A 21,537-nucleotide genomic window follows, 5' to 3' on the forward strand; every position below is an offset into this window, starting at 1 on the left:
GCCTTGTGCAATATGCACAAGGCCATTTTATTCATATTTTTATATGCTGTGATAATTTATTAATGTACAGAGAACGGATTAAGAAGAAAAAAATGATCTCGATAATCCCGAAAAAGGTGAGTACGATACATGTCTCTTTTAGTAAGGAGAAAGAAAACATACTTTGTAAAAACTTAACCGCAAATAACGTGTGAACACCAGCAACGATGTAAGGAACGAAAAATAAAATTCCTAATTGAATCGTTGCAGAGCGAAACATTTCTGATTCAGTTAAGCCAAGCTTTGTAATCGTAATATACTTTTGTCTTTCAGTTGTTAAGTCATTATACATACGGAAATATAAAACACTAGCTGCTCCGATAAAGAAAATAAAGCCGAGAAATGCCCAAATAAAGAAAGTAGCAATTGAATTTCCTTTGCTGTATTTTAGGTCATCGGCCGCTGTGTAAATATTAAATAGTGGTTGAAAATCAGCTTCCGCATTTTTGTGTGCCTCATAGAAGTTATCTGTATCATTTCTAATATGTTTTAATATATTTTTCGTAGGAGCAATCGCATTTTCCCAGTTTTCGACGAAGTAATTATACACTATGGTTGTTTCAATATGAGGAATCATATTATTGAATACATCATCTTGTACAACCATTAAATAAGGGAATGCGAAGGCTGGTTCAATGGATTTATTAATAAATCCTTTAATATGAAATTCTTTTTTATTAGATCCGATTGTAATTGTATCTTGTTTTGCGAATGGATTTGATACAAGATTTAAGAGCTCTGGTGAGTAACGAGAAATCATATAAACTTGTGTAGAATCAAGATGTATTTCTGGTCTCCTTAATTGTTTCGCAAGCGTGTTATAATCACTCATTTTCATAAGAGTAATGTCTTCTTTTGAAGCGGTATCTTTTAACAAAATAGACTTATGTTTAGTGTATTGAAAATTAGCATTTGTAAGCTCTGTTTCAATTGTAGCAATATGTTTTTGTTCAAGTGAATTTTCCCCTTTAGATGTATATGTGAAGGGGATAGGAAAGCGTTCTAATATCATTGCTTTCGTATTATTATTAATAGCAAATAATCCGATAATAATCGTAAATGCAAGTGCAGATAGCATAGAAACGATAAAGAGTACATTAATATTACTACGAGTACGGTTAGCTAAATCTGAAATCCATAACATATTTATTTGCTTCATATAAAACTTTCTCCGCTTTTTCAAAATAAAGATAAAGAGAAGAAACGTTTGTGAAAAGAATAAATATGTTCCTACCACTACGAGCGGTAAAATAGATAAAATAATAAGGAGTGCAGACCCGTCTTGTAAATTTTTTTCTGTTATATAACTTTGCGGATAACCAGCAATATAATAGCATAGTCCTAAACAAATTAAAGCAAATAATGAAATGAGTATAGACGGTCTTTTTTCGTTTTTTTCTTTTTTATTATTTTTAATTAATCGAGTTGTTTTACGAGTACGAATGAACATCGGTGTAAACGTGGATACGATAAGAAATAAAATAATAAAAGTTATTGTTGTAACGATAATTGCTTCTGTAGGCCAATATAAATAGAGGCCTTTTGCGTTTGTTAATTTAGAAGTAACGAGTAAGAAAAAGTTAGAAAAAACAAGACCGCCTTGAATACCAGTAAAAATAGCGAGCATTCCAATTATCATATTTTCAGTAAACAAAAGTCGTTTTAATTGTTTTTGAGATATACCGAGAACAGTTAAAATGCCAAATTGCTGTTTCCGTACATTTAAAAATGTCCCAATAGAATATAAGAGAAAGAAGAAAGAGAACAAAACGATAACAAACTGTGCCATTCCGGTTAAGTTCATGAGCGGATCTTGTTCATGTAATTTATTCATAATTTGTAACCGCGGGTGATACGCGTATACAGTAAATGAAAAGAAAACCATGATAGAAAACGCACTACTTACAAAGTAGGCGAAATATGCTTTTGAATTACGTGAGACATTTTTAAATGCGAATTGCCAAAATGTCATCCACGTCTTCCTCCTAATAATGCTAAAACATCTAATATTTCTTGATAAAATTTCTCACGGTACAATCCGCGGTGTAGTTCATTGTAAAGCTCTCCATCTTTAATGAAAATAACACGGTTACAATAACTTGCTGCAAACGGATCGTGCGTAACCATTAAAATCGTTGCATCTTCTTCTTTATTTAATTTCGTAAATAGCTCCATTACGTCAATTGCCGCTTTTGAATCTAAGTTTCCTGTCGGTTCATCGGCAAGTAGAAGTGAAGGATGATGAATAACAGCACGTGCTACTGCGGTACGCTGTGCTTGTCCCCCAGAAACTTCAAAAATACGTTTGTCCAAAATATGATCAATCCCAAGCTTTTTTGAAATGTTATCAAGCTTTTCATCCATTTCTTTTAATGGAACATTATCTAATGTTAAAGGTAGTACGATATTTTCACCGATTGTTAGTGTATCTAGTAGGTTAAAGTTTTGGAAAACAAATCCTAACTCTTGGCGGCGGAAAATAGCTAACTTCTCTCTACGAAATGTGTGCGGTTTTTTTCCGTTAATTACGATATCACCAGAAGTCGGAGAATCGATTGTAGAGATAACGTTTAAAAATGTAGATTTTCCGCTACCAGATGGTCCCATAATGGCAACGAATTCTCCTTTATCCACGTGTAAATTTATATTTTTTAAAGCAGTATGAGGGACTTTTCCCTCATATACTTTTGAGACGTTTTTTATGTGTAATACTTCTTCCATAGTAATCACCTTTCTACTTTTTAAAACTTAATGTGTTGTGATAATTTTTGCATATAAAAGGAACGAATTAAAAGGAAAAATAAAATTTCAACTGTTCCAAAAATCAATAGTACGACTGTAATTTCAGCGAAGAACGAGAGATGTAATATTTCTTGTAGCATCTTTGTCGCAAACATCGTATGGATTGATGCCATAATGTAAGGTACGAAGAAAAGAATCGCAAGCTGAATTGTCGCTGAACGTTTCATTTCAGTCTCAGTTAAGCCTATTTTTGTAATCGTTATATATTTTTCTTGCTCATTTGTTAAATCTGTATACATCCGGAAGTAAAGAACACTGCCAGCACCGATAAAGAAAATAACTCCTAGGAAAGTACCAATTAAGAAGAAAGAAGCGACATTTAGTTTTTTCTTATATAGAGAATCGCTCGCTTCACTTGCATGGAAAGGTGGATGCTCTGCTTGAATTGCTGCATTATCGTTATGGATTTTTGTTATAAACGATGAACCGATATTATGTGCTTTTTCCCAATCTGAAACTTTAAAGCTATATACACTCATTTGTTTTGAAACGTTGGATAATGCTTCTACATTTTCATCAGATAGTATGAGTAATTGGTATATTAAGCTGTTTGGGAATGGGCTATAACTTTTATATTCTTTCACTTGTAGTTGTAAATTGTTTTGAGTAAGTGTAAGAGTATTTTTCTGTTCTTTATTATGGAGCGTTCCAATAACCTGATCATCTAAGTCTTTCATAAGAATATAAGATTCATTCTTATTTACCGTGAGCGTTTCCCAATTTAAAGCCTTAGCCAGTACATTATAGTCACTTTGTTTAATTACGTAATAGAGCTGCGTGTTATCTTCAGCTGAAGATACTTCATATATATCCGTTTTAAATTTTGTGTAAGTAAAGTGTTTTTCATTAAATTGCTGCTCTAACCAGTTTAAATGTTCATCAGCTAACGTATTTTCAGTATGCGATAAATAAGTAAACGGGAAAGGGTTTTGTCTAATCGCATCAAACTTTGTAAATTTCCCGAATCCATATAAGAATGTAATCATTGTAAAAGCGAGCGTCGATAACATCGCCACAATAAAGAGCATATTAATATTCGTCCGAATACGTGATGCTAGATCGGAAATCCAAAGCATATTAATTCGTTTCATATAAAAGGTTCTTCGCATTTTTAAAATACGAATAAGTAAAAAACTAATTTGCGAAAAGAAAAAGTATGTTCCAGCTGCAATAAGCGATGGGATGACAAATATACTAGAGAGGGCATATAAAAGCCCAATGATGTCACCTAGCGACATAAAATACAGCGGATTTGCGGCTAACGCATATCCACATATTAAACAGGTCGCACCAAATAGAGAGATGAGAACGGATGCTTTTCTTTCTTTTTGTTGCTTTCCTTCTTTTAAAAGACGTACGGCTTTTCTCGTACGAATGAGCATAGGTGTAAAAGATGATACGAGAATGAAGAGCCCGAGAAAGATGATGATAGTTAAAACGATAGCACTTGTAGGCGGATATAAATATAAACCAGGTACGTGTGTAATTTTGGCGGTAACTAACAAAAAGAACTGTGAAAAGACAAGTCCAAGTTGAATGCCAAAAAATATAGAAAGAGCACCAATTAACATATTTTCTATAAATATGAGTCGCTTTAATTGTTTTTGAGATATGCCAAGTACTGTTAAAATCCCGAACTGTTTTTTTCGTACTTTTAAAAACGTCCCGATTGAATATAGTAAAAAGAAAAATGAAAAGAATACAATAACAATTTCTGAAATTGTCATTAATATGTTCAGAGCAGCATTCACGTCTGTCATATGCAATTTAGGATGAAATAAATAAACTGCAAATGAGAAAAAAATTGCGATGGAGAACGCACTGCTTACAAAATAGGCAAAATAAGCTCTGGCGTTCCGTGTGACGTTTTTAAATGCAAACTGCCAAAATGTCATTTGCCTAGCCTCCTAGTAGGATGAAGAGGAAAAGGATATAAGAGATACCCTTTTTCTCTCCTAAATATATTCATAAAATTTAACCATTCGTATACTCTGATAACTTTTGCATGTAAAAGGAACGAATGAATAGGAAAAAGACGATTTCAACTACGCCAAAAATAATAAGAACAGCTGAAATTTCTTTGAATAGTGATAGATCAATTATATCTTGTAGCATTTTTGTTGCGAACATTGTATGAATGGATGCCATAATGTACGGAACGAAAAATAAAATACTAAGTTGAATGGTTGCAGATCGTTTCATCTCTGCACCTGTTACACCGATTTTAGAAATCGTTATATATTTCTCTTGTTCGTTCGTCAAATCGGTATACATTCTAAAGTAAAGAACGCTACCGGCTCCAATGAAGAAAATAACTCCTAAAAATGTTCCAATTAGGAAGTATGCAGCACTACCAGATGTTATTCTGTATAACGATCCTGCTGATTCAAAGGATCGAATAAGAGGTTCTTCATACTGAGATTTATTTCGATCTTTTTGCACTTTTTCTATAAAAGTATTAGCAATTTCATATGTCTGTTCCCAGTTTTGAATTTTGTAATTGTACGCCGATATATGCTTTGCTGTGTTAGGTAAGTTGTTCACGATAATATCAGGCAAAACTATTGTTTGATATGAAAAATTAGATGGAATTGCATGGATCTGTTCATAGTCTTTAACTTTTAATTTCGTATTTGTACTAGAGAGTGTAATGTAATCTCTTTTGTAGCTTTGCTCAAATTCATTAAATATAGTGATATAAGACGTCCCCGTTAAAACATATGCCTCGTTATCATTCATAAATAGTTGTTTCATTCGTAAAGAATCCGCAAGTTTGTTATAGTCACTTTGCTTAATTGCGTATACGTCATTATAAATAGCTATATCTTTATCTTCTTCTAGCGGTGTTTCATATATATCAGCTGTTATTTTCTCATAAGGAAAATGCTCTTTTTGTAATTGTTGCTCAAGCCAATTTAAATGCTCTGTAACAAAAGGATTTGCATCATAAGAAAAATAAGAAATTGGGAAAGGCGAAGTTCGATTAACGTCTAGCTTAATAAATTTTCCGAACCCATATAGAAACGTAATCATTGTGAAAGCGATAGTAGATAGCATTGCTACAATAAAAAGCATATTAATATTCGTTCGAATACGGTTTGCTAAATCAGAAATCCAAAGCATATTAATTTGTTTCATATAAAACTTTCTTCTTTTCTTTAAAATATAAATAAGTAAGAAACTAATTTGTGAAAAGAAGAAATATGTACCGATTGTAACGAGCGCTGGAATGACGAAAATACTTGAAACCATATATATAACACCTATTTGTGGGCTTACTGATACGAAATATTTAGGATTTCCAGCTAACGCATAGCCACCAAATAAACAAATCGCACCAAATAAAGAAATAAGTATGGACGGTTTTCTTTCTTTTCGTTTTTTACTATTTATTTTTAAAAGGTGTACCGCTTTTTTTGTACGAATGAGCATCGGTGTCAATGTAGATACAACGATAAAAAGACTAAGGAAGACGATTGTCGTTAAAATAAATGCGTTAATAGGTAAGTATAAATATATGCCCGGTACGTGCGTAATTTTTGCTGTCACTAATAAGAAAAATTGCGAGAAGACAAGTCCAAACTGCATACCGAAAAAGATAGATAAAATACCGATTAACATATTCTCCATAAAAACAAGACGATGTAATTGTTTTCTAGATATTCCTAAAACGGTCAAAACGCCGAATTGTTTTTTTCTAACTTTTAAAAAAGTACCAATGGAATATAGTAAAAAGAAGAAAGAGAAAAATACAATTACTACTTCTGAAAATATCATTAATCCTGAAATTTCAGAGACCATGCCAAATTTTTGTAATTTCGGATGAAACAAATAAACAGCAAATGAAAAGAACACAGCAATGGAAAAGGAACTACTTACAAAGTAAGCAAAATAAGCTCTTGAATTACGCGTTACATTTTTAAATGCAAATTGCCAAAATGTCATAAATTATACCTCCGGCTAGAAGATATAGAAGTAGTTGTATTGCAAAAAATGTATGAGAGTGAGTTCTCATACATTTTGCTTGCATATGTTACGATCATGCTTCGGTCACCTTCTCCGTATGTCCTGCTTGATTATTTGCAGCGTTGTGGAAGATGATTTTAATCGTCGTTCCTTTACCAACTTCAGAATCTAGTTTGACAGAGTGACCTAAATAATCACAAATTTTACTTACAATATAAAGTCCCATACCAGTAGATTCTCCGAATGTACGACCGTTTTTCCCAGTGTAAAACGGTTCAAATACTCTTCGAATATCTTCTTGTGGAATACCGACACCTTCATCACGAACTTCTAAAATAATATCTTTTCCGTTTCGGTAAGCAGATAAGAAAACTTTCTTTCCGCGTTCCCCAGAGTAACGAACAGCGTTTGTCATTAACTGATAGATGATAAATTTTAGCCATTTCGCATCAGAAGCAACTTTTAAATCCGAATGGACTTCTAAAACAGGGAAGACACCATTACGAATGAATAGTTCTTTTAATCCGTTAATATTTTTTGTTACTGTATCTTTTAATGAAATTGTCTCAACATGGAAATCTTCATGGAAGTTATTTAGCCTTGCCATATATAAAGCCATATCGAGTCCTTGATTTAATCGTTCTAATTCTTTTTTGAATTTCGGAATCAAATGCTCATCTTCCATTTCGAGCACCATAAGCTGCATAACGGATACAGGTGTCTTCATTTGATGTACCCAATGGTTAATAAATAATTGATGTTCTTGTTGTTTTACTTCATACGATTGTAGTTCTTTTTGGAAGAGGCGGTACTGCGTACGCACGAGTTCATTGACACCGTGAGGCATCGGAGCAGTCGCTCTTTCAATAAACGCATCTTCCATTTTTTCTGGTTGCTCACTTAATCTATGGTACATTCTACGATTGCGAACGTAACGATAAGCGAGGAAACAAATAAATAAGTATAAACTTAAAACGACGAAGTAAAATTTATTGTTTTGAAATCCATCTACTGCATCATAAAGAACGAAAATGATACCGAAGTTTAATACGTACAGTAGGAAAAATGCAAAATGATCACGTAAAAATAGCTTCATGCTTATTCACTCCAAGTTGCGTTAAAACGATACCCAAGTCCACGTACTGTTTCAATAGAGTTCTCAATACCAAGCTCATTAAACTTTTTACGAAGACGCGTAATGTTTACGTTTAATGTATTTTCCTCAACGAAACTTTCGTCATCCCAAAGCGCAGCTAATAAATCTTCACGGCTCGCTGTACGAGGGAATTTAGATAATAACATTTCTGCTAAAATTGCCTCTTTCTTCGTTAAAAGAACTTGTTCAGATCCAAAATGAATTTCTGGACGTTCAGGGAATAGTTTTAAACCTTCTACTTCAACGATACGTTCAGAAATATTTGGTGCATAATCACCGTAAATACGGCGTAATTGTCCTTTAATTTTTGCCATTACAACGTCGTAGTGGAATGGTTTTGTAATGTAATCATCCGCACCGCTTTCAATTGCCATAATTTGTTCCATCTCACCAGCACGCGCTGAAATGAAAATAATTGGACAAGTAGATTCATGACGAATTTGACGGCACCAGTAGAAACCATCGAATTTCGGTAAGTTTACATCAAGTAAAACAAGATGTGGTTTCACAGCGTTAAACGATTCCATAATATCATCGAAATTCTCCGCTACCACAGCCTCATAACCGTACTTCTGAATGTGAGATTGTAGTAATGATGAAATATTTGGATCGTCTTCAACGATTAAAATTTTATACATATGTATATTCCTCCTCAAAAAAACAATTGTAGCTATAGTGTATCATGTGTTTCAAGTCTTTTCATTATGTTGAAAGATAAGCTAGTAAACAGTATAGGTCAAAAGCATAAAAAGTAAAAAGGGCGCTGGATACAATTGACAAATAGCGGTAATCGGTTTAATATTTAGATAAATATCTAAATGTCTAATTATTGAAAGGGAGAAAGACATTGAATCAAGCATTCAAAGCATTAGCAGATCCAACAAGGCGAAAAATTTTAGACTTATTAAAAGAAGGTGATCTAACCGCTGGTGAGATTGCTGAACATTTCAATATGACAAAACCAAGTATTTCACACCACTTAAGCGCACTTAAAAATGCTGAACTTATTCAAGATGAAAAGAAAGGGCAATTCGTTGTGTACTCTTTAAACACAACGGTCTTTCAAGATTTGTTGACTTGGGTGTTTACATTTACGAATAAGGGGGAAGAGGGGAAATGAAAAAACATCTTTTTGCAATCTTATTAATTGTTACAACTTGTTTAGCTTGGGCGTTTGCTTGGCCGCATTTGCCGGATACAATTGCAACGCATTGGAGCGGCGGTAAGGTAGATGGCTATTCGTCTAAATTTTACGGAATGATTTCTATGGTCGGAATTATGATTGCATTATATATATTTCTAAATGTGATACCAAAGATTGATCCAAGGAAAGCAAATTACGAGAAATTTTCTAAAGCCTTTATGATGATGAATAATGGGGTACTATTGCTACTATTTGTAGGAAATATAGATATTATTACAAGTGGATTAGGATATAACTTATTCATTAATCGGGTGCCGGAATTATTAGTTGGTGTTTTATTTTTAGTAATGGGTAATTATTTACCACAGTGTAAGCCAAACTTTTTTGTCGGGATGCGTAATCCATGGACGTTAAGTAATGAAGAAGTATGGCGGAAAACACATCGGTTTAGCGGAAAAGTATTTGTGGCGTTAGGAATTATTATGATTATAAGTGTTTTCGCTCCGGCTGATTGGAGAACTTATATGATGCTAGGGATTATAGTAGTTGCTGTCATTATAACGAATTTATATTCTTACGTTTTGTATAAAAAAGAAATACAAATGTGAGCTATATTAACAAATTTTATATTTATAGTTTCTATGTGTTAAGAGATTTTAATACTCAGTGGGAATAATGAAAAGCTCACTGAGTAAATTTTTCGTTTTAAGGTCTGAAAATTCAATCGAAAAGGTGATTTGGGGGGATTTACATGTTAGAAATTATAAATTTTAGCAAGACATATAAAGACGGTAAGAAAGCAGTTGATCATTTGAATATTACTGTTAAAGCAGGGGATATCTTTGGATTTATTGGACATAACGGTGCGGGGAAAAGTACAACAATTAAGTCGTTAGTAGGAGTTATAGATTTTGAAGAGGGTGAAATTTTTGTTGATGGACATTCAGTAAAAAAGGATCCGATTGCATGTAAGAGAGTAATGGCGTATATTCCTGATAATCCAGATTTATATGAGCAATTAACAGGAATTCAATATTTGAACTTTGTTGCAGATGTGTTTAAAGTGCCGGCGAAGGATCGGGAAGAACAGATACAGAAGTATGGGGATGCTTTTGAGATTACAACGTACTTAGGGGACTTAATATCTTCTTATTCACACGGTATGAAACAAAAAGTAGCGATTATATCGGCGGTTTTACATAAACCGAAATTATTAGTTTTAGATGAACCTTTCGTTGGTCTTGATCCAAAGGCTGCCGTAGTATTGAAAGGTATTATGAAAGAGCTTTGTGAAAAAGGAAGTGCGATTTTCTTTTCTACGCACGTTTTAGATGTAGCTGAGAAGTTATGTAATAAAGTAGCGATGATTAATAGAGGGAAATTAGCAATTTCAGGAGAAGTAAATTCTTTAATAAAGGAAGGCTCATTGGAAGAGCTCTTTATGAAGGAGCTTGCTAATGAATACTAATAGTTTAGGTCTTTTGAAAATTCGGTTGATAACGCAGCTCGGTTTAAACACCTTTAAATACGAAAAAGATAAAAAAAAGAAGCAGAATAAGATTTTGCTGACAGCATCTATTGCTCTAGTTGGTGTCATGTTAATGTTATATTGCGGAGCTTCGGCATATGGATTGGTAAAACTAGGAATTAGTGAAATTATTCCCGTCTATGCACTAGTTATTAGCAGTGTATTAACGTTGTTTTTCACTATATTTAAGGCAAATGGAGAAATTTTTGCTTTTAAGGATTACGACTTTTTAATGTCATTGCCGATTCGCGTAAGTACTGTTATTGCAAGTAGATTTTTGTATTTATACTTGCTGAATACAATCTTTTCAATCATAATCATGCTACCAATGGGAGTTGTGTATTGCATACATGAAAATCCATCAGTTTCTTTTTACTTTATGTGGTTCATAAGTATGTTTATCGCATCTTTAATCCCAACAACAATCGCAGCAATCTTTGGAGCTTCGATTACGGCAATCGCTTCTAAATTTAAAAATACGAATAAAATAACTACGATTTTAAGTTTTATAGTAATTATCATATTCGGTTCCTTTATGCTAAAAAACGGAAATGCTCAATATATCCTTAATGATATGAACGGAATTGGTGCAATTGTTTCGGAGCAATTAACTAAAGTATATCCATTAGCTAACATGTTTCAAAAAGCAATTGTTAATGCTGATATGGTAGCTTTTATCTTATTCGTGGGGATATCAGTGATTTGGTATTATCTTTTTGTAAAAATACTTTCGTTAAAATATAAGCAAATAAACACAGGGATCACCACCTATCATATGCTTTCAAATTATGAGATTAATAGCATGAAAAAAGAGAGTGTATTGGTCGCATTGTATAAAAAAGAGCTGAAACGTTTCTTCTCTTCTACAGTGTATGTCATAAATAGTGGAATGGGAATCGTGATGGCGCTAGCTTTCTCGCTAGCTATAGTTGTAGTAGGACCAAGTCAATTAATAGCGTATCCTGGAATTGAGCCCCTGTTGCAAAAGATTGCTCCATTTGCTATTGCAGCAGCGATTTCGATGACATGTACAACATGTGTGTCATTGTCTTTAGAAGGAAAAAATGTATGGATTATTAAATCATTGCCTATAGCGCCAAAGATGATTTATGATAGTAAAATTCTTATGAATCTTTCATTAAGTATACCTGCATCACTTATTAGTGCTGTATTACTGATAATCGGGTTAAAGCTAGATGTTTGGAGTTCTTTTTTCATCGTAATAACACCGATAACATATGCATTATTTTCAGCAGTATGGGGGATTTTCATTAATAATCGATTTGGTTATTATGATTGGGTATCAGAAACTCAAGTAGTAAAACAAAGTATAGGATCGTTTGTTGGTATGTTTGGTGGCTTAATTGTGGCGGTTATACCTGCCTTATTAATTGGTACTGCTACTATCTCGAACTACAGAGTATTTACTTTTGTAGTTATTATAGTGCTTACGATTATTACTATTTTCTTGTATAAGAACGAGTCGAGAAGAAGTATAAAATAAAGAAGCTACTTTTCCTTTAAAAAGGAAAAGTAGCTTCTTTATTTTTGAAAAGGTTAGACTCTTATATTACTTTTTTAAAACAGGTACCCATATTTCGCTTCTGAAATTCGGAGAGGATACGTCTTTCTGTTCATTCCACAATATCTCCGGTCCTTCCGCTAGTTCATAGTTCGAAGAAGGGAACCATTCAGAATAAATACGTCCCCATACATTTTGTAGTGCATCAGGAAATGGACCGACAGCTTCGAATATAGCCCATGTTGAAGCAGCAACTTCGAGCTGTTTAAACTGCTCTGGACAATCCTTTGTTGTGGCTACGCCAATATAGTGATCAAGTTCGCCTTTTTCCTCCATTCTTCCTTCAGAAAAGTTAGTAGAAGCACTAATGATTCCAGTAGGTTCAATGTTTGAAAGGGTCTTTAATGTTTGAATAGACTCTGGGTTTAAACTTTTCCACATAGAAGCAATTTCTTCATTTACACCATTAAAAACGATTGGTACTCGTTTTGTAATACCTATAATTCGAAATGGCTCTTTTTCTTCAATTCGATAATTCATTTCATTTCCTCCTTGAATGGATAATTGGAAGGTCATTGGTGAATAAGCCTTCAAAGAATGGCTACTATTTCGGGCTTCTGAAGGTGTTATACCGTGCAAGTTTTGAAATGCACGAGCGAATGAATCTGGTGAGTTGTATCCATATTTTATAGCGATATCAATGACTTTTACATTGCTGTTTTTTAGTTCAAAGGCAGCGAGAGTAAGACGTCTACAGCGAATATAATCAGATAGTGATCTACCTGCTAAAAACGAAAACATTCTTTTAAAGTGATACTCAGAACAAAGAGCTAGCCTCGCAACTTCTTTAAAATCAATTTCATTCGTAAGGTTATCTTCAATATAGCGCATTGCAGCATTCATATTTTTAAGTGAATCCATATTATGACCTCCTCTGTACATAGAATAGCAGGAACGAAATAGCTCCATCCGATATTTCGTGCACAACTTTGTAGGTGCATTTTTTACCTTACAAAATTGTAATGTTCCTGTAAGGAGAATGAATGGATGGTATGATATCCCAATGTTATAGTAACAAAGTACTTTAATTCATTACGTTAACTTTTTGATTTCTTTACTTATGTGCCTTACATAACTGTCATGTTTGTGTAAGAAACATCGATAGTGGCAAGAGTAGAGAGTGTATATAGTTGAGAATAGAGAATAGAAGAAATGAGGGATGTCGAGATGAAAACAGTATTAGAAGCAAAAAATATTGAAAAAGTATATGACACGGGTGGTAATAAATTTGCAGCGTTAAAAGGTATTAACTTACAAGTAAAAGAAGGTGAGTTCGTTGGAATTATGGGACCTTCTGGTTCTGGTAAGACGACTTTACTAAATGTTCTTTCTACAATTGATAATGCGACGAACGGTGAAATTTTAATTGATGGAAAAGATATTGTGAAAATGAATGATGATAAGTTAGCGTTATTTCGCCGCGATCATTTAGGCTTCATTTTCCAAGATTATAACTTATTAGATACGTTAACAGTGAAAGAGAATATCGCTTTACCACTTGCGTTATCAAAGGTGAAAGCGAGTGAGATTGATCGCCGCGTTCTTGAAATCTCAAAGAAATTTGGCATTGATCATATTTTAAGTCAGTTCCCATATCAAGTATCTGGTGGACAGAAGCAGCGCTGCGCAGCATCACGTGCAATCGTTACGAATCCAAGTATGATTTTTGGAGACGAGCCAACTGGAGCACTTGATTCTAAATCTGCAACAGATTTACTTGAAAGTATGAAATCATTAAATGAATATGATAACTCAACAATTTTAATGGTAACGCATGATGCATTTGCAGCAAGTTATTGTAAACGAGTTATTTTCATTAAAGATGGTGAACTATATAAAGAATTGCACCGTGGTGAATCGACGCGTAAACAGTTCTTCCAAAAAATTGTTGATGTAATGTCTTCTATTTCTGGAGGTATGGCTGATGACCTTATCTAGCATTGCCCTCCGCAACATACAGCGGAACTTTAAAGACTACTTTGTATATTTCGCATCTATGATTTTTAGTATCGTTATTTATTTTACATTTAAAGCACTGCAATATAATTCACAAATGGAAAAAGCAGCAGAAGCTTCTAAAAAGATTAGCGGAGCGTTCCAAGTTTCCAGTGTGATGCTTATCATTTTCGTAGCAGTGTTTATTATATATTCGAACGGATTCTTTACACGTAAACGTAAAAAAGAAGTTGGACTCTATTCCTTATTAGGTATTCGTAAAAGACAAATTGGTAAAATGCTCTTTTATGAAAATATGTTAATGGGATTAATGTCTTTAATTATCGGTATTGCGATCGGTAGCGTCCTTTCGAAATTATTCCTTGAACTATTAGTAAGCATGATGGGATTAAACTTAAATGTTCATTTTGAAGTACCGATGGCTGCCATTATTGATACAGCAATTATTTTCTTTGTGATTATTTTATATACATCACTCCAAGGATATCGTTTAATTTATCGCTTTAAGTTAATTGAACTTTTCCGCGCAGAACGTGAAGGAGAAACAATGCCAAAAGGATCTGTCATTATGGCATTAATTTCAGTTTTCTTAATCGGTTCAGGTTATTTTTTAGCGCTAATGTACATGAAAGCAGTTATGTATGCAGACTTTATGGTCGTTGCATTATATATTTTATTAGCGACAGTAGCAGGGACTTATTTACTGTTCATGTTCTTCACAGTATTTGTATTGAAACGTGCAAGAAATAATAAATCATCGTTTTATAACGGTATGAATATGGTAACGACATCGCAGTTACTATATCGTATTAAAGGAAATGCAAAGTCACTTGCGACAATTTCTATTTTAAGTGCGGTAACATTAACAGCGGTTGGTACGTCAGTTACGATGTATTACAACACATTTACGCAATCAAAAGTTGCTGCGCCGTATAGTTATTCCTATGAGAAAAAAGATGCAGCATTAGATAAAAAAGTAAATGAAATACTTGCTGGAGAGAAGAATAATCACCCAGTCACATATGAATCAGAAGTTGAAATGATTCCTGTGAAAGGAACATTTAAAGGTGAAAGAGCTGATCAAGTTCTGAACACACACTATAATGTTACGAATCAGTACCAGCTTATTTCTCAATCAAGCTTTAATAAACATGTGAAACATTTAGAGGTAGAACCTGTAAATTTAAGTGCGAATGAAGCTTTCGTATATGATAGCTTATATATTGAGAAACTTGATTTTGGTCCTCTTTATACAGGAAATACAGCTGTATTCCCTGTTGGAAATGAGTCAAAAGAATTAAAAATTAAAGGTGTAAATAATAGAAGCCTTACAAATTTAAATGAACTATTTGTAATCGTTCCTGATAAAACATATGAGCAAGTGAAACAAGTAAACGAAACGCGTACTGTAAAAAATATTGATGTAAAAGGTGAGCGAAATAGTAAAGAGTTAACAGCAAAATTAGCAAGCATTATGCCAGCTGGAGAATCAGAAGTTTTAAAACCATTTAACGATTTCTATACAGGATTCCAAATGGGGCTTGAAACGACAGGCTTAATGATGTTTATTGGGTTATTCTTAGGATTAGTATTCCTGTTAGCAACAGGCTCAATCATTTACTTTAAACAATTAACAGAAGCAAGTGCTGACCGTGATCGTTACATTGTCCTTCATAAAGTTGGTGTAACGAAGCAAGAAATGAAGAAAGCTATCGCAAAACAAGTAAGCTTTATCTTCGCTATTCCGTTAGTAATCGGTATTTTACACAGCTTATTTGCACTAAAAGGTTTATCAAATATATTACCATTTGAAATTATGATTCCGCTTCTCATTAGTATTGGAGTATACGGTGTCATCTATATTGGATATTACTTCTTAACGGTTCGTTCTTATTATAAGATCGTGAGTGCGAAGTAATAAGGGGCAGCTATCGCTACACGCGATAGCTGTTTTTTTATTCTTCATAAAATCTTAAGAAACTTCCTCAATTTTTATTAAGAAACGATAGTTATACTTAGACACAAGTTAAAAACTATCGAACGAATGAGGAGAGGTTTACATGCAGCTCATTACATTTTTACATGAATTTATAAAGCATCCAAAACATACTGGTGCAATTGCGCCAAGTTCAAAAATATTAGCAAAGAAAATGGTCGATGTAATTGATTTTAATAAAGCGAAATGTATTGTAGAGTTAGGGCCTGGCACAGGGGTTTTTACGAAAGAGATTATGAAGAGAAAAAAGAAGGAAACAATATTTCTTCTTATTGAAATTAATGAAGTATTTTTCAAAGAATTAAAAAGAAAGTTTAAAGATGAGCAGAATGTCATTGTTGTACACGGTTCAGCTGAAAATATAAAGAAGTATATGGAGGAGCTCAATATAGAATGCATTGATTACGTTTTATCAGGGTTGCCTTTCACTTCTTTACCAGAAGAAGTTTCAAAGCGCATTTTAAACAATGCGATGGAAGTGATACATGAGAATGGTGAATTCATTACATTTCAATATTCACTTGTGAAAAAAGGCTTTATACAGCATTTCTTCCCTGAAATTACACTAGAAAAAGTATGGCTCAATTTCCCGCCAGCCTACGTCTTTAGTTGCAAAAAAGAACTAAGGAGAGCGTATGCATAATGGAATTACATGAATTATTATCCTATATCGAGCAATACGGTTATTGGGCATTATTTTTCTGCTTGTGGTTAGGGATTATTGGTATGCCAATTCCAGATGAAATGATTGTGATGAGCGGAGGATTTGTATCTTCATTAGGTATATTAAATGTCATTCCTGCGTTTTTATTAACGTATTTAGGAGTTGTGTCCGGACTTTCTTTAGGCTATATATTAGGAAAAATATTTGGTGCAAAAGTACTTGATAAGCTAATGAAAAAGAAAAAAGCAAAGTATGTTGTGAAATCGCAAGAGCTGGTAGAGAAGTATGGTCATTATGCATTAGTTACAAGTTACTTCATACCAGTTGTAAGACATGTTGTACCGTATTTAGTTGGAATGAATAACATGTCATTTAAGACGTATGCTTTGTATTCTTATACGACAGGATTTGTTTGGACACTCGCTTATTTCGTACTAGGTTCTTTATTTGGACAACATATTGAAAGAATTGTAGCAGTTGCGATAGAGTATGGTTTGTATTTTGGCGGGATGGTTTTTATTGTTACAGGTATTCTTTATTTATATAGACAAAAAAGAATCACGTTTATGAGTAAATAGAAGTAAAGAAAGTTCCTGCCGGTATGAAGGGTAAGATAGGATTATAAGTATAAAATTACCTTCATTTTATGGGTAAATATAGAAAAAATAGGAGAGGGAGAGCGTTGTGCTACTCATTTTTAGCCTTATCTTAATTGGATTTATGTGCAGTATGAAAATAGTATCCTTACATATGATAGAACGACAAAAGGTAGAAGAACGATATGTATATTGTCCAAAATGTGATGCGAAATTAGAAGCGGAAATTCAGCTCCTTTTTGTTCGAAATGTAATTTGATATTTTTTTTTAAAAAAGTCCGAAATCACTTTATATGGTTTCGGACTTTTTCTTTTTAAGTAAACATTAATCCACCTAGTTCTTTTTCGTTTGTTTATTAGCTAAAATGGAATATGAATAACAATAGTATGTAAACGAAAATAAATATAGATGTACATATGGAGTGCTATATTTGGAGATTTTAATCATAGTAGGATGCCTATTAATAGGAATTATTTTGATTAGTATAAGTAATTATCGATTTATAAAAGAATTAAAAGAAAAAAATTCAAAGAAAGAGAAATGGAAAGTAGTAGCTGGAAATTTGATAGAGTTATTTAGTGATCCATTGCATGGAGTGCCGTTCTATTTTTTAACTGGGGGTCTCTTTTTTGTAATCGGACTGTTGTTATTTCTTTCTATGGGAATGGGGTGGCTTGAAATTGATTAAGGCGTATTAACAAAGATATTTCATAGTTGTATTGCGAAGAGGAGAGAGCAAATGCCGGTTATAAGAGATATACAATTGAGTTTTCTAAAAGTAAAAGAGCATACCAGAAACATAGAGGCATTACAGTTAACATCTACAAGCAACTACGATGAAGATATCTCTTTTGGTAAAGAGACGAGCAGTATTACTTCTTTATATTGTCGACATATGCCAAAGTTAAGAATGGATTATGAGAAAGGGATTTTGATTCATTGTGTGGATGATATTTCATTACTCGATGAGTGGGAGAAGAAATATAGAATTTTCCCTGAATATATGAATGTTTTTGTGGAGTATGAGAGTGTGAAGGATTTTCCATATTTATCAGATAGAGAGAAAAAAGAATTAGCCCTTCAAATCGTTCATGTTGAAATGAAGCGTTTAGCTGTGAAATATGATTGGGATATAGAAGAGTTAGAAAAAGTGAAGAATAAGATACTAGAATTGAATTATAGAAACGAGTTCGTATATATAAAAAAGAGTAGTCCGAATAAAAAATACGTATGTAGTATAACATGTCAGCATGAAGTGGCTTATGCTGACGTGTACTTAGAAATAAGAGAGTATAGAACGAGGCGGTTAATCAAAAAGGAAAAGCTTATTAGAGAAGAAGATATGTATAAGATGTTTCATCATGTTAGTGAAGTGGCTTGGAAGTTAAACCATAAAGTGCTGCTGATGAATGATAAAGGAAAAACTGTATGGATGTTAACCTTTTTAGAGAAAGATAGCCCAGCTAATTTAGTTTGGAAGATTGAAAGAATAGATTGAAAATAGATGAGAAGTGGAGTGCATATGATGGAGACACAAATCGTTATTGGAGTACCTGGTTTATGGAAAGATAGAACAGAATTAATACAAGAAGTTGTGAGTAAAAGTAACTATATATTAGCAGGAAATATTATGCACCATAAGGAGAAAGAGATTGGCTTTGAAATCGATATATATGAACAAGACCCTTCTTTAAGAGAGGCTTTCTTCTATGCAAGTGGTGAGCGTTTTGATGAAGAATTGCTTCAGGAGTTGGAGAAGCATACTTATACAGTGTATGTTATTGCAAAAGTTGACGATACAGAGAGATTACAAGAAGTAATTGATGTAGGAATGGAACTTTTAAATGCAGGTGGACTTGCTTTAAAAGTTGAAACAGCAGGTATGGCTTATTCGAAAGAAGAATGGCAAGAGCTTGCAGAGGATAAGGAAATATTCCCGATGTATTCGCACTTTGTAACTTTAGTTGGAGATGAAGAGGGCGGCTACTATTCATGTGGAATGCAAGCATTTAATCTACCAGATGTTGTTTTAGACAGAGAAATAGATCCGGAAATAGCTGTAAATTTATTAAATGATTTTAACCTACATAATATATTGGAAAAACCTAATTTGAAAGATGGAGATACAATTAGTTTCACAGAAGATGCTCCAGTGTATCTCTTATCTCATTATATAGATGATCGTTATGAACAAGAGGATTCATTTTATAATCCGTATGGGGTATGGAAGTTAGAGAGTGCTTCGGCAAAGAAATCTATCTTTCAAAAATTTGGGAGTGTGCTAAAAGGATGGAAAAATACATAAAAGAGCAAATGAGTATATGTAATAAATATAAAGCGGAGTATGTAGAATCCACGAATGAATTGAAATTAGGAATAGCGCAAAATGTGAAAGATGGTATCACTCCGATTAATGGGTTACGAATGCCTATAGAAAACGGAACGACAGGTTGGTACATTTGGGCTGGTGAAGAAATGGGGACAGAAGAAGATTTCTTTCTTCCTTTACACGTTCAACATATTGATGAATGGGCACCTGAAATAAAGAAGTATTTAGGGTTATCACCTGGATGGAGATTCTTAATTGATGGAGATTACGAAGATGTGTGGTATGATCCGAATTTACTTAATGAAGAGTTAGAAGAAGATTCAGATGCATGAGAAGAAAATATGTTGCAAGAGTATGGATGGTACATGCATATCATATTAGCAGAAGATATTGATGGCATCCATGCTAATTATCATACGCATGGTCTAAGAGATAACCTTAATCATCAAGATTTACAAATAACATTAAATATGGATCCTGAAGTCGCGCATAGTGTTTTTTGTTCCATAATAGAAGAAATAAAGAGCGGAAAAAAGTTTGAACAAGGGATTGAGTATACGAATATTATTGAAGGATATCCCATTATTATGAAGTCTTTCACAGAGATGGATCGAGAAGTTTTGAGGGTTTTATTACCTGATGAAAGAGGGATTCTTCCTACGAGGCCAGAGTGTGATGAGTGTTATAAGACTCAATTGGATGATATTGAGGAGAGTTGATAAAAAAGAGCTTGAAACTATTCAAGCTCTTTTTTTATCACTATTTATGTCCTAAAATATGCTCAATCTCATGCAAACGTAATTTACTTGCCTTAGCAATCGTTTCAAGTGGTATACCAAGATCATACATATTTTTAATCATTTGAATTTTTCCCTGCTGAACTCCTTCTTTTCGACCTTGTTCAATGCCTTTTTCAATGCCTTTTTTAATTCCTTGTTTCATCCCTTGTTCCATTCCTCTTTTTATTCCTTCTGTCTCTGCATGGGCGAATTTTGCTGCTTCATCCATTAAAACTTTCTCCCTTGCGTCATAGGCTTGTCGGAAAGATGAATCTTGACTCATACGTTCCCATTTATTTATCGCTTTTTGTAAAATAGGGTCTTGGTTCATAGCAATATCCTCCAATAGTTTAGTTAAGTGCTCATCCTCATTTGCTGAAAGCAATAAAAGCCAACGAACAAATGGATCTTTCCACGGATTTACTTTTTCTTCATGCCATTGTTCAGTTAACTTTGGAATTTCTATAATGTGGATTTCAATGTCGTCACTCAGGAGTTTTTGTTGTTGTGTATTCCATAATATGCTTGTTGTATGGAAGGCTGGGTGTTCCGAAAACATTACGAAGTTTAGTAAGTTTATGGTGATGGTTTTGTGAAGTGCACTGTAGGGCATCCCTTTTTGTAGTTGAGATGTGTATAGTCTTCCCCAATAATATAAACTGCGTTTAACCATATCGTGATTATTATTGAGTTGTATTTCTACATTGACTTTTGTTCCTGTGTCTAATGTCGCTGAAATGTCTAAAATAGATAACTTATCCTCTTCATATTCCCTGTGTAAATGTGGATCTTCTAGTTGTAGAGAAGCAATGGGCGACTCTAAAGACTCTTGTAACATAGCATTTAAAAATGCAATTAGAATATCTTCGCTACCATTCGTACCAAACAATTGTTTAAATGCAAAATCAATGCGTAAATTAACTAACTGTTGGTTGAACAAAGTTTGTCCTCTCCCTTATATGAAGGTACTTCTTTCCTTCATTGTACATAAAAAGAACT

Annotated in this window: 20 protein-coding genes and 1 pseudogene; 13 read left to right on the forward strand and 8 right to left on the reverse strand. The window is 33.5% G+C overall.

The window, feature by feature from the left end; genetic code table 11:
* Positions 1-31: 31 nt before the first annotated feature.
* The 6 genes from ACS2QP_RS14305 to ACS2QP_RS14330 all read right to left on the reverse strand — a co-directional run bounded on the left by ACS2QP_RS14305 (position 32) and on the right by ACS2QP_RS14330 (position 8,601).
* The gene (locus ACS2QP_RS14305; RefSeq protein WP_153581639.1) at positions 32-2,011 is read right to left on the reverse strand and encodes an FtsX-like permease family protein; all 1,980 of its coding nucleotides are present in this window, start codon (positions 2,009-2,011) and stop codon (positions 32-34) included.
* The gene (locus ACS2QP_RS14310; RefSeq protein WP_000393247.1) at positions 2,008-2,760 is read right to left on the reverse strand and encodes an ABC transporter ATP-binding protein; all 753 of its coding nucleotides are present in this window, start codon (positions 2,758-2,760) and stop codon (positions 2,008-2,010) included. Before ACS2QP_RS14310 ends, ACS2QP_RS14305 begins: the two co-directional genes overlap by 4 nt.
* A gap of 20 nt (positions 2,761-2,780) precedes the next feature.
* Positions 2,781-4,736, reverse strand: coding sequence for an ABC transporter permease (locus ACS2QP_RS14315; protein ID WP_153581640.1), 1,956 nt, complete (start codon positions 4,734-4,736; stop codon positions 2,781-2,783).
* A gap of 79 nt (positions 4,737-4,815) precedes the next feature.
* Positions 4,816-6,786 (reverse strand): ABC transporter permease, encoded by a 1,971-nt coding sequence (locus ACS2QP_RS14320; RefSeq protein ID WP_153581641.1) that lies wholly within the window; start codon positions 6,784-6,786, stop codon positions 4,816-4,818.
* Between the two features lie 94 nt (positions 6,787-6,880).
* Positions 6,881-7,903, reverse strand: a complete 1,023-nt coding sequence (locus tag ACS2QP_RS14325) for a sensor histidine kinase (protein ID WP_153581642.1) — start codon at positions 7,901-7,903, stop codon at positions 6,881-6,883.
* A gap of 2 nt (positions 7,904-7,905) precedes the next feature.
* On the reverse strand, positions 7,906-8,601 hold the full coding sequence (locus ACS2QP_RS14330) for a response regulator transcription factor (protein ID WP_000276738.1): 696 nt from the start codon (positions 8,599-8,601) through the stop codon (positions 7,906-7,908).
* A 209-nt stretch (positions 8,602-8,810) separates the two neighbouring features.
* On the opposite strand from ACS2QP_RS14330, the gene ACS2QP_RS14335 reads away from it, so the two are divergent.
* The 4 genes from ACS2QP_RS14335 to ACS2QP_RS14350 all read left to right on the forward strand — a co-directional run bounded on the left by ACS2QP_RS14335 (position 8,811) and on the right by ACS2QP_RS14350 (position 12,139).
* On the forward strand, positions 8,811-9,083 hold the full coding sequence (locus tag ACS2QP_RS14335; RefSeq protein WP_001070531.1) for an autorepressor SdpR family transcription factor: 273 nt from the start codon (positions 8,811-8,813) through the stop codon (positions 9,081-9,083).
* A complete protein-coding gene (locus tag ACS2QP_RS14340; protein WP_088351506.1) occupies positions 9,080-9,715 on the forward strand; it encodes an SdpI family protein in 636 nt (211 codons plus the stop codon). Before ACS2QP_RS14335 ends, ACS2QP_RS14340 begins: the two co-directional genes overlap by 4 nt.
* A 143-nt stretch (positions 9,716-9,858) precedes the next feature.
* Positions 9,859-10,575, forward strand: a complete 717-nt coding sequence (locus ACS2QP_RS14345) for an ABC transporter ATP-binding protein (RefSeq protein ID WP_119684058.1) — start codon at positions 9,859-9,861, stop codon at positions 10,573-10,575.
* The gene (locus tag ACS2QP_RS14350; RefSeq protein WP_438882539.1) at positions 10,565-12,139 is read left to right on the forward strand and encodes a putative ABC transporter permease subunit; all 1,575 of its coding nucleotides are present in this window, start codon (positions 10,565-10,567) and stop codon (positions 12,137-12,139) included. Before ACS2QP_RS14345 ends, ACS2QP_RS14350 begins: the two co-directional genes overlap by 11 nt.
* A gap of 66 nt (positions 12,140-12,205) precedes the next feature.
* On the opposite strand, the gene ACS2QP_RS14355 is transcribed toward ACS2QP_RS14350, so the two are convergent.
* Positions 12,206-13,078, reverse strand: coding sequence for an AraC family transcriptional regulator (locus tag ACS2QP_RS14355; protein WP_438882540.1), 873 nt, complete (start codon positions 13,076-13,078; stop codon positions 12,206-12,208).
* 306 nt (positions 13,079-13,384) lie between these two features.
* On the opposite strand from ACS2QP_RS14355, the gene ACS2QP_RS14360 reads away from it, so the two are divergent.
* The 9 genes and pseudogenes from ACS2QP_RS14360 to ACS2QP_RS14400 all read left to right on the forward strand — a co-directional run bounded on the left by ACS2QP_RS14360 (position 13,385) and on the right by ACS2QP_RS14400 (position 20,478).
* Positions 13,385-14,155 carry an ABC transporter ATP-binding protein gene (locus ACS2QP_RS14360; RefSeq protein WP_000859655.1) on the forward strand — a complete coding sequence of 257 codons (771 nt, stop codon included), beginning with the start codon at positions 13,385-13,387 and terminating at the stop codon, positions 14,153-14,155.
* Positions 14,142-16,091 carry an ABC transporter permease gene (locus tag ACS2QP_RS14365; protein WP_438882541.1) on the forward strand — a complete coding sequence of 650 codons (1,950 nt, stop codon included), beginning with the start codon at positions 14,142-14,144 and terminating at the stop codon, positions 16,089-16,091. The genes ACS2QP_RS14360 and ACS2QP_RS14365 overlap by 14 nt, the downstream gene beginning before the upstream one ends.
* Positions 16,092-16,233: 142 nt before the next feature.
* Complete coding sequence (locus ACS2QP_RS14370) at positions 16,234-16,812, forward strand: class I SAM-dependent methyltransferase (protein ID WP_153581648.1); 579 nt, start codon at positions 16,234-16,236, stop codon at positions 16,810-16,812.
* A complete protein-coding gene (locus tag ACS2QP_RS14375) occupies positions 16,812-17,411 on the forward strand; it encodes a DedA family protein (RefSeq protein ID WP_438882542.1) in 600 nt (199 codons plus the stop codon). Before ACS2QP_RS14370 ends, ACS2QP_RS14375 begins: the two co-directional genes overlap by 1 nt.
* A gap of 151 nt (positions 17,412-17,562) precedes the next feature.
* Positions 17,563-17,688: a hypothetical protein gene (locus tag ACS2QP_RS14380; protein WP_438882569.1), complete on the forward strand. Its 126-nt coding sequence runs from the start codon at positions 17,563-17,565 to the stop codon at positions 17,686-17,688.
* 172 nt (positions 17,689-17,860) lie between these two features.
* Entirely contained in the window at positions 17,861-18,118 is a 258-nt protein-coding gene (locus ACS2QP_RS14385) for a hypothetical protein (RefSeq protein WP_000404320.1), read from the forward strand.
* Positions 18,119-18,169: 51 nt separating this feature from the next.
* Positions 18,170-18,928, forward strand: coding sequence for a hypothetical protein (locus tag ACS2QP_RS14390; RefSeq protein ID WP_153581650.1), 759 nt, complete (start codon positions 18,170-18,172; stop codon positions 18,926-18,928).
* 27 nt (positions 18,929-18,955) lie between these two features.
* A complete protein-coding gene (locus ACS2QP_RS14395) occupies positions 18,956-19,735 on the forward strand; it encodes a DUF4261 domain-containing protein (protein ID WP_153581693.1) in 780 nt (259 codons plus the stop codon).
* Positions 19,720-20,478: pseudogene (locus ACS2QP_RS14400) on the forward strand (DUF4262 domain-containing protein). Before ACS2QP_RS14395 ends, ACS2QP_RS14400 begins: the two are co-directional and overlap by 16 nt.
* Before the next feature lie 40 nt (positions 20,479-20,518).
* Here the strand turns inward: ACS2QP_RS14400 and ACS2QP_RS14405 are convergent.
* On the reverse strand, positions 20,519-21,478 hold the full coding sequence (locus ACS2QP_RS14405) for an Rpn family recombination-promoting nuclease/putative transposase (RefSeq protein WP_438882543.1): 960 nt from the start codon (positions 21,476-21,478) through the stop codon (positions 20,519-20,521).
* Between the last annotated feature and the right edge of the window lie 59 nt (positions 21,479-21,537).

Source organism: Bacillus cereus group sp. Bce019 (genome assembly GCF_051781745.1).
GTDB lineage: Bacteria > Bacillota > Bacilli > Bacillales > Bacillaceae_G > Bacillus_A > Bacillus_A cereus.

What these genes read in the sequence shown, in the direction of transcription:
- ACS2QP_RS14375 (WP_438882542.1), top strand. Translation starts at nt 16,812, where the DNA reads ATGGAATTACATGAATTATTATCCTATATCGAGCAATACGGTTATTGG.
- ACS2QP_RS14380 (WP_438882569.1), top strand. Translation starts at nt 17,563, where the DNA reads ATGAAAATAGTATCCTTACATATGATAGAACGACAAAAGGTAGAAGAA.
- ACS2QP_RS14330 (WP_000276738.1), bottom strand. Translation starts at nt 8,601, where the DNA reads ATGTATAAAATTTTAATCGTTGAAGACGATCCAAATATTTCATCATTA.
- ACS2QP_RS14320 (WP_153581641.1), bottom strand. Translation starts at nt 6,786, where the DNA reads ATGACATTTTGGCAATTTGCATTTAAAAATGTAACGCGTAATTCAAGA.
- ACS2QP_RS14310 (WP_000393247.1), bottom strand. Translation starts at nt 2,760, where the DNA reads ATGGAAGAAGTATTACACATAAAAAACGTCTCAAAAGTATATGAGGGA.
- ACS2QP_RS14345 (WP_119684058.1), top strand. Translation starts at nt 9,859, where the DNA reads ATGTTAGAAATTATAAATTTTAGCAAGACATATAAAGACGGTAAGAAA.
- ACS2QP_RS14360 (WP_000859655.1), top strand. Translation starts at nt 13,385, where the DNA reads ATGAAAACAGTATTAGAAGCAAAAAATATTGAAAAAGTATATGACACG.
- ACS2QP_RS14325 (WP_153581642.1), bottom strand. Translation starts at nt 7,903, where the DNA reads ATGAAGCTATTTTTACGTGATCATTTTGCATTTTTCCTACTGTACGTA.
- ACS2QP_RS14365 (WP_438882541.1), top strand. Translation starts at nt 14,142, where the DNA reads ATGACCTTATCTAGCATTGCCCTCCGCAACATACAGCGGAACTTTAAA.
- ACS2QP_RS14370 (WP_153581648.1), top strand. Translation starts at nt 16,234, where the DNA reads ATGCAGCTCATTACATTTTTACATGAATTTATAAAGCATCCAAAACAT.
- ACS2QP_RS14305 (WP_153581639.1), bottom strand. Translation starts at nt 2,011, where the DNA reads ATGACATTTTGGCAATTCGCATTTAAAAATGTCTCACGTAATTCAAAA.
- ACS2QP_RS14350 (WP_438882539.1), top strand. Translation starts at nt 10,565, where the DNA reads ATGAATACTAATAGTTTAGGTCTTTTGAAAATTCGGTTGATAACGCAG.
- ACS2QP_RS14340 (WP_088351506.1), top strand. Translation starts at nt 9,080, where the DNA reads ATGAAAAAACATCTTTTTGCAATCTTATTAATTGTTACAACTTGTTTA.
- ACS2QP_RS14390 (WP_153581650.1), top strand. Translation starts at nt 18,170, where the DNA reads ATGCCGGTTATAAGAGATATACAATTGAGTTTTCTAAAAGTAAAAGAG.
- ACS2QP_RS14355 (WP_438882540.1), bottom strand. Translation starts at nt 13,078, where the DNA reads ATGGATTCACTTAAAAATATGAATGCTGCAATGCGCTATATTGAAGAT.
- ACS2QP_RS14315 (WP_153581640.1), bottom strand. Translation starts at nt 4,736, where the DNA reads ATGACATTTTGGCAGTTTGCATTTAAAAACGTCACACGGAACGCCAGA.
- ACS2QP_RS14395 (WP_153581693.1), top strand. Translation starts at nt 18,956, where the DNA reads ATGGAGACACAAATCGTTATTGGAGTACCTGGTTTATGGAAAGATAGA.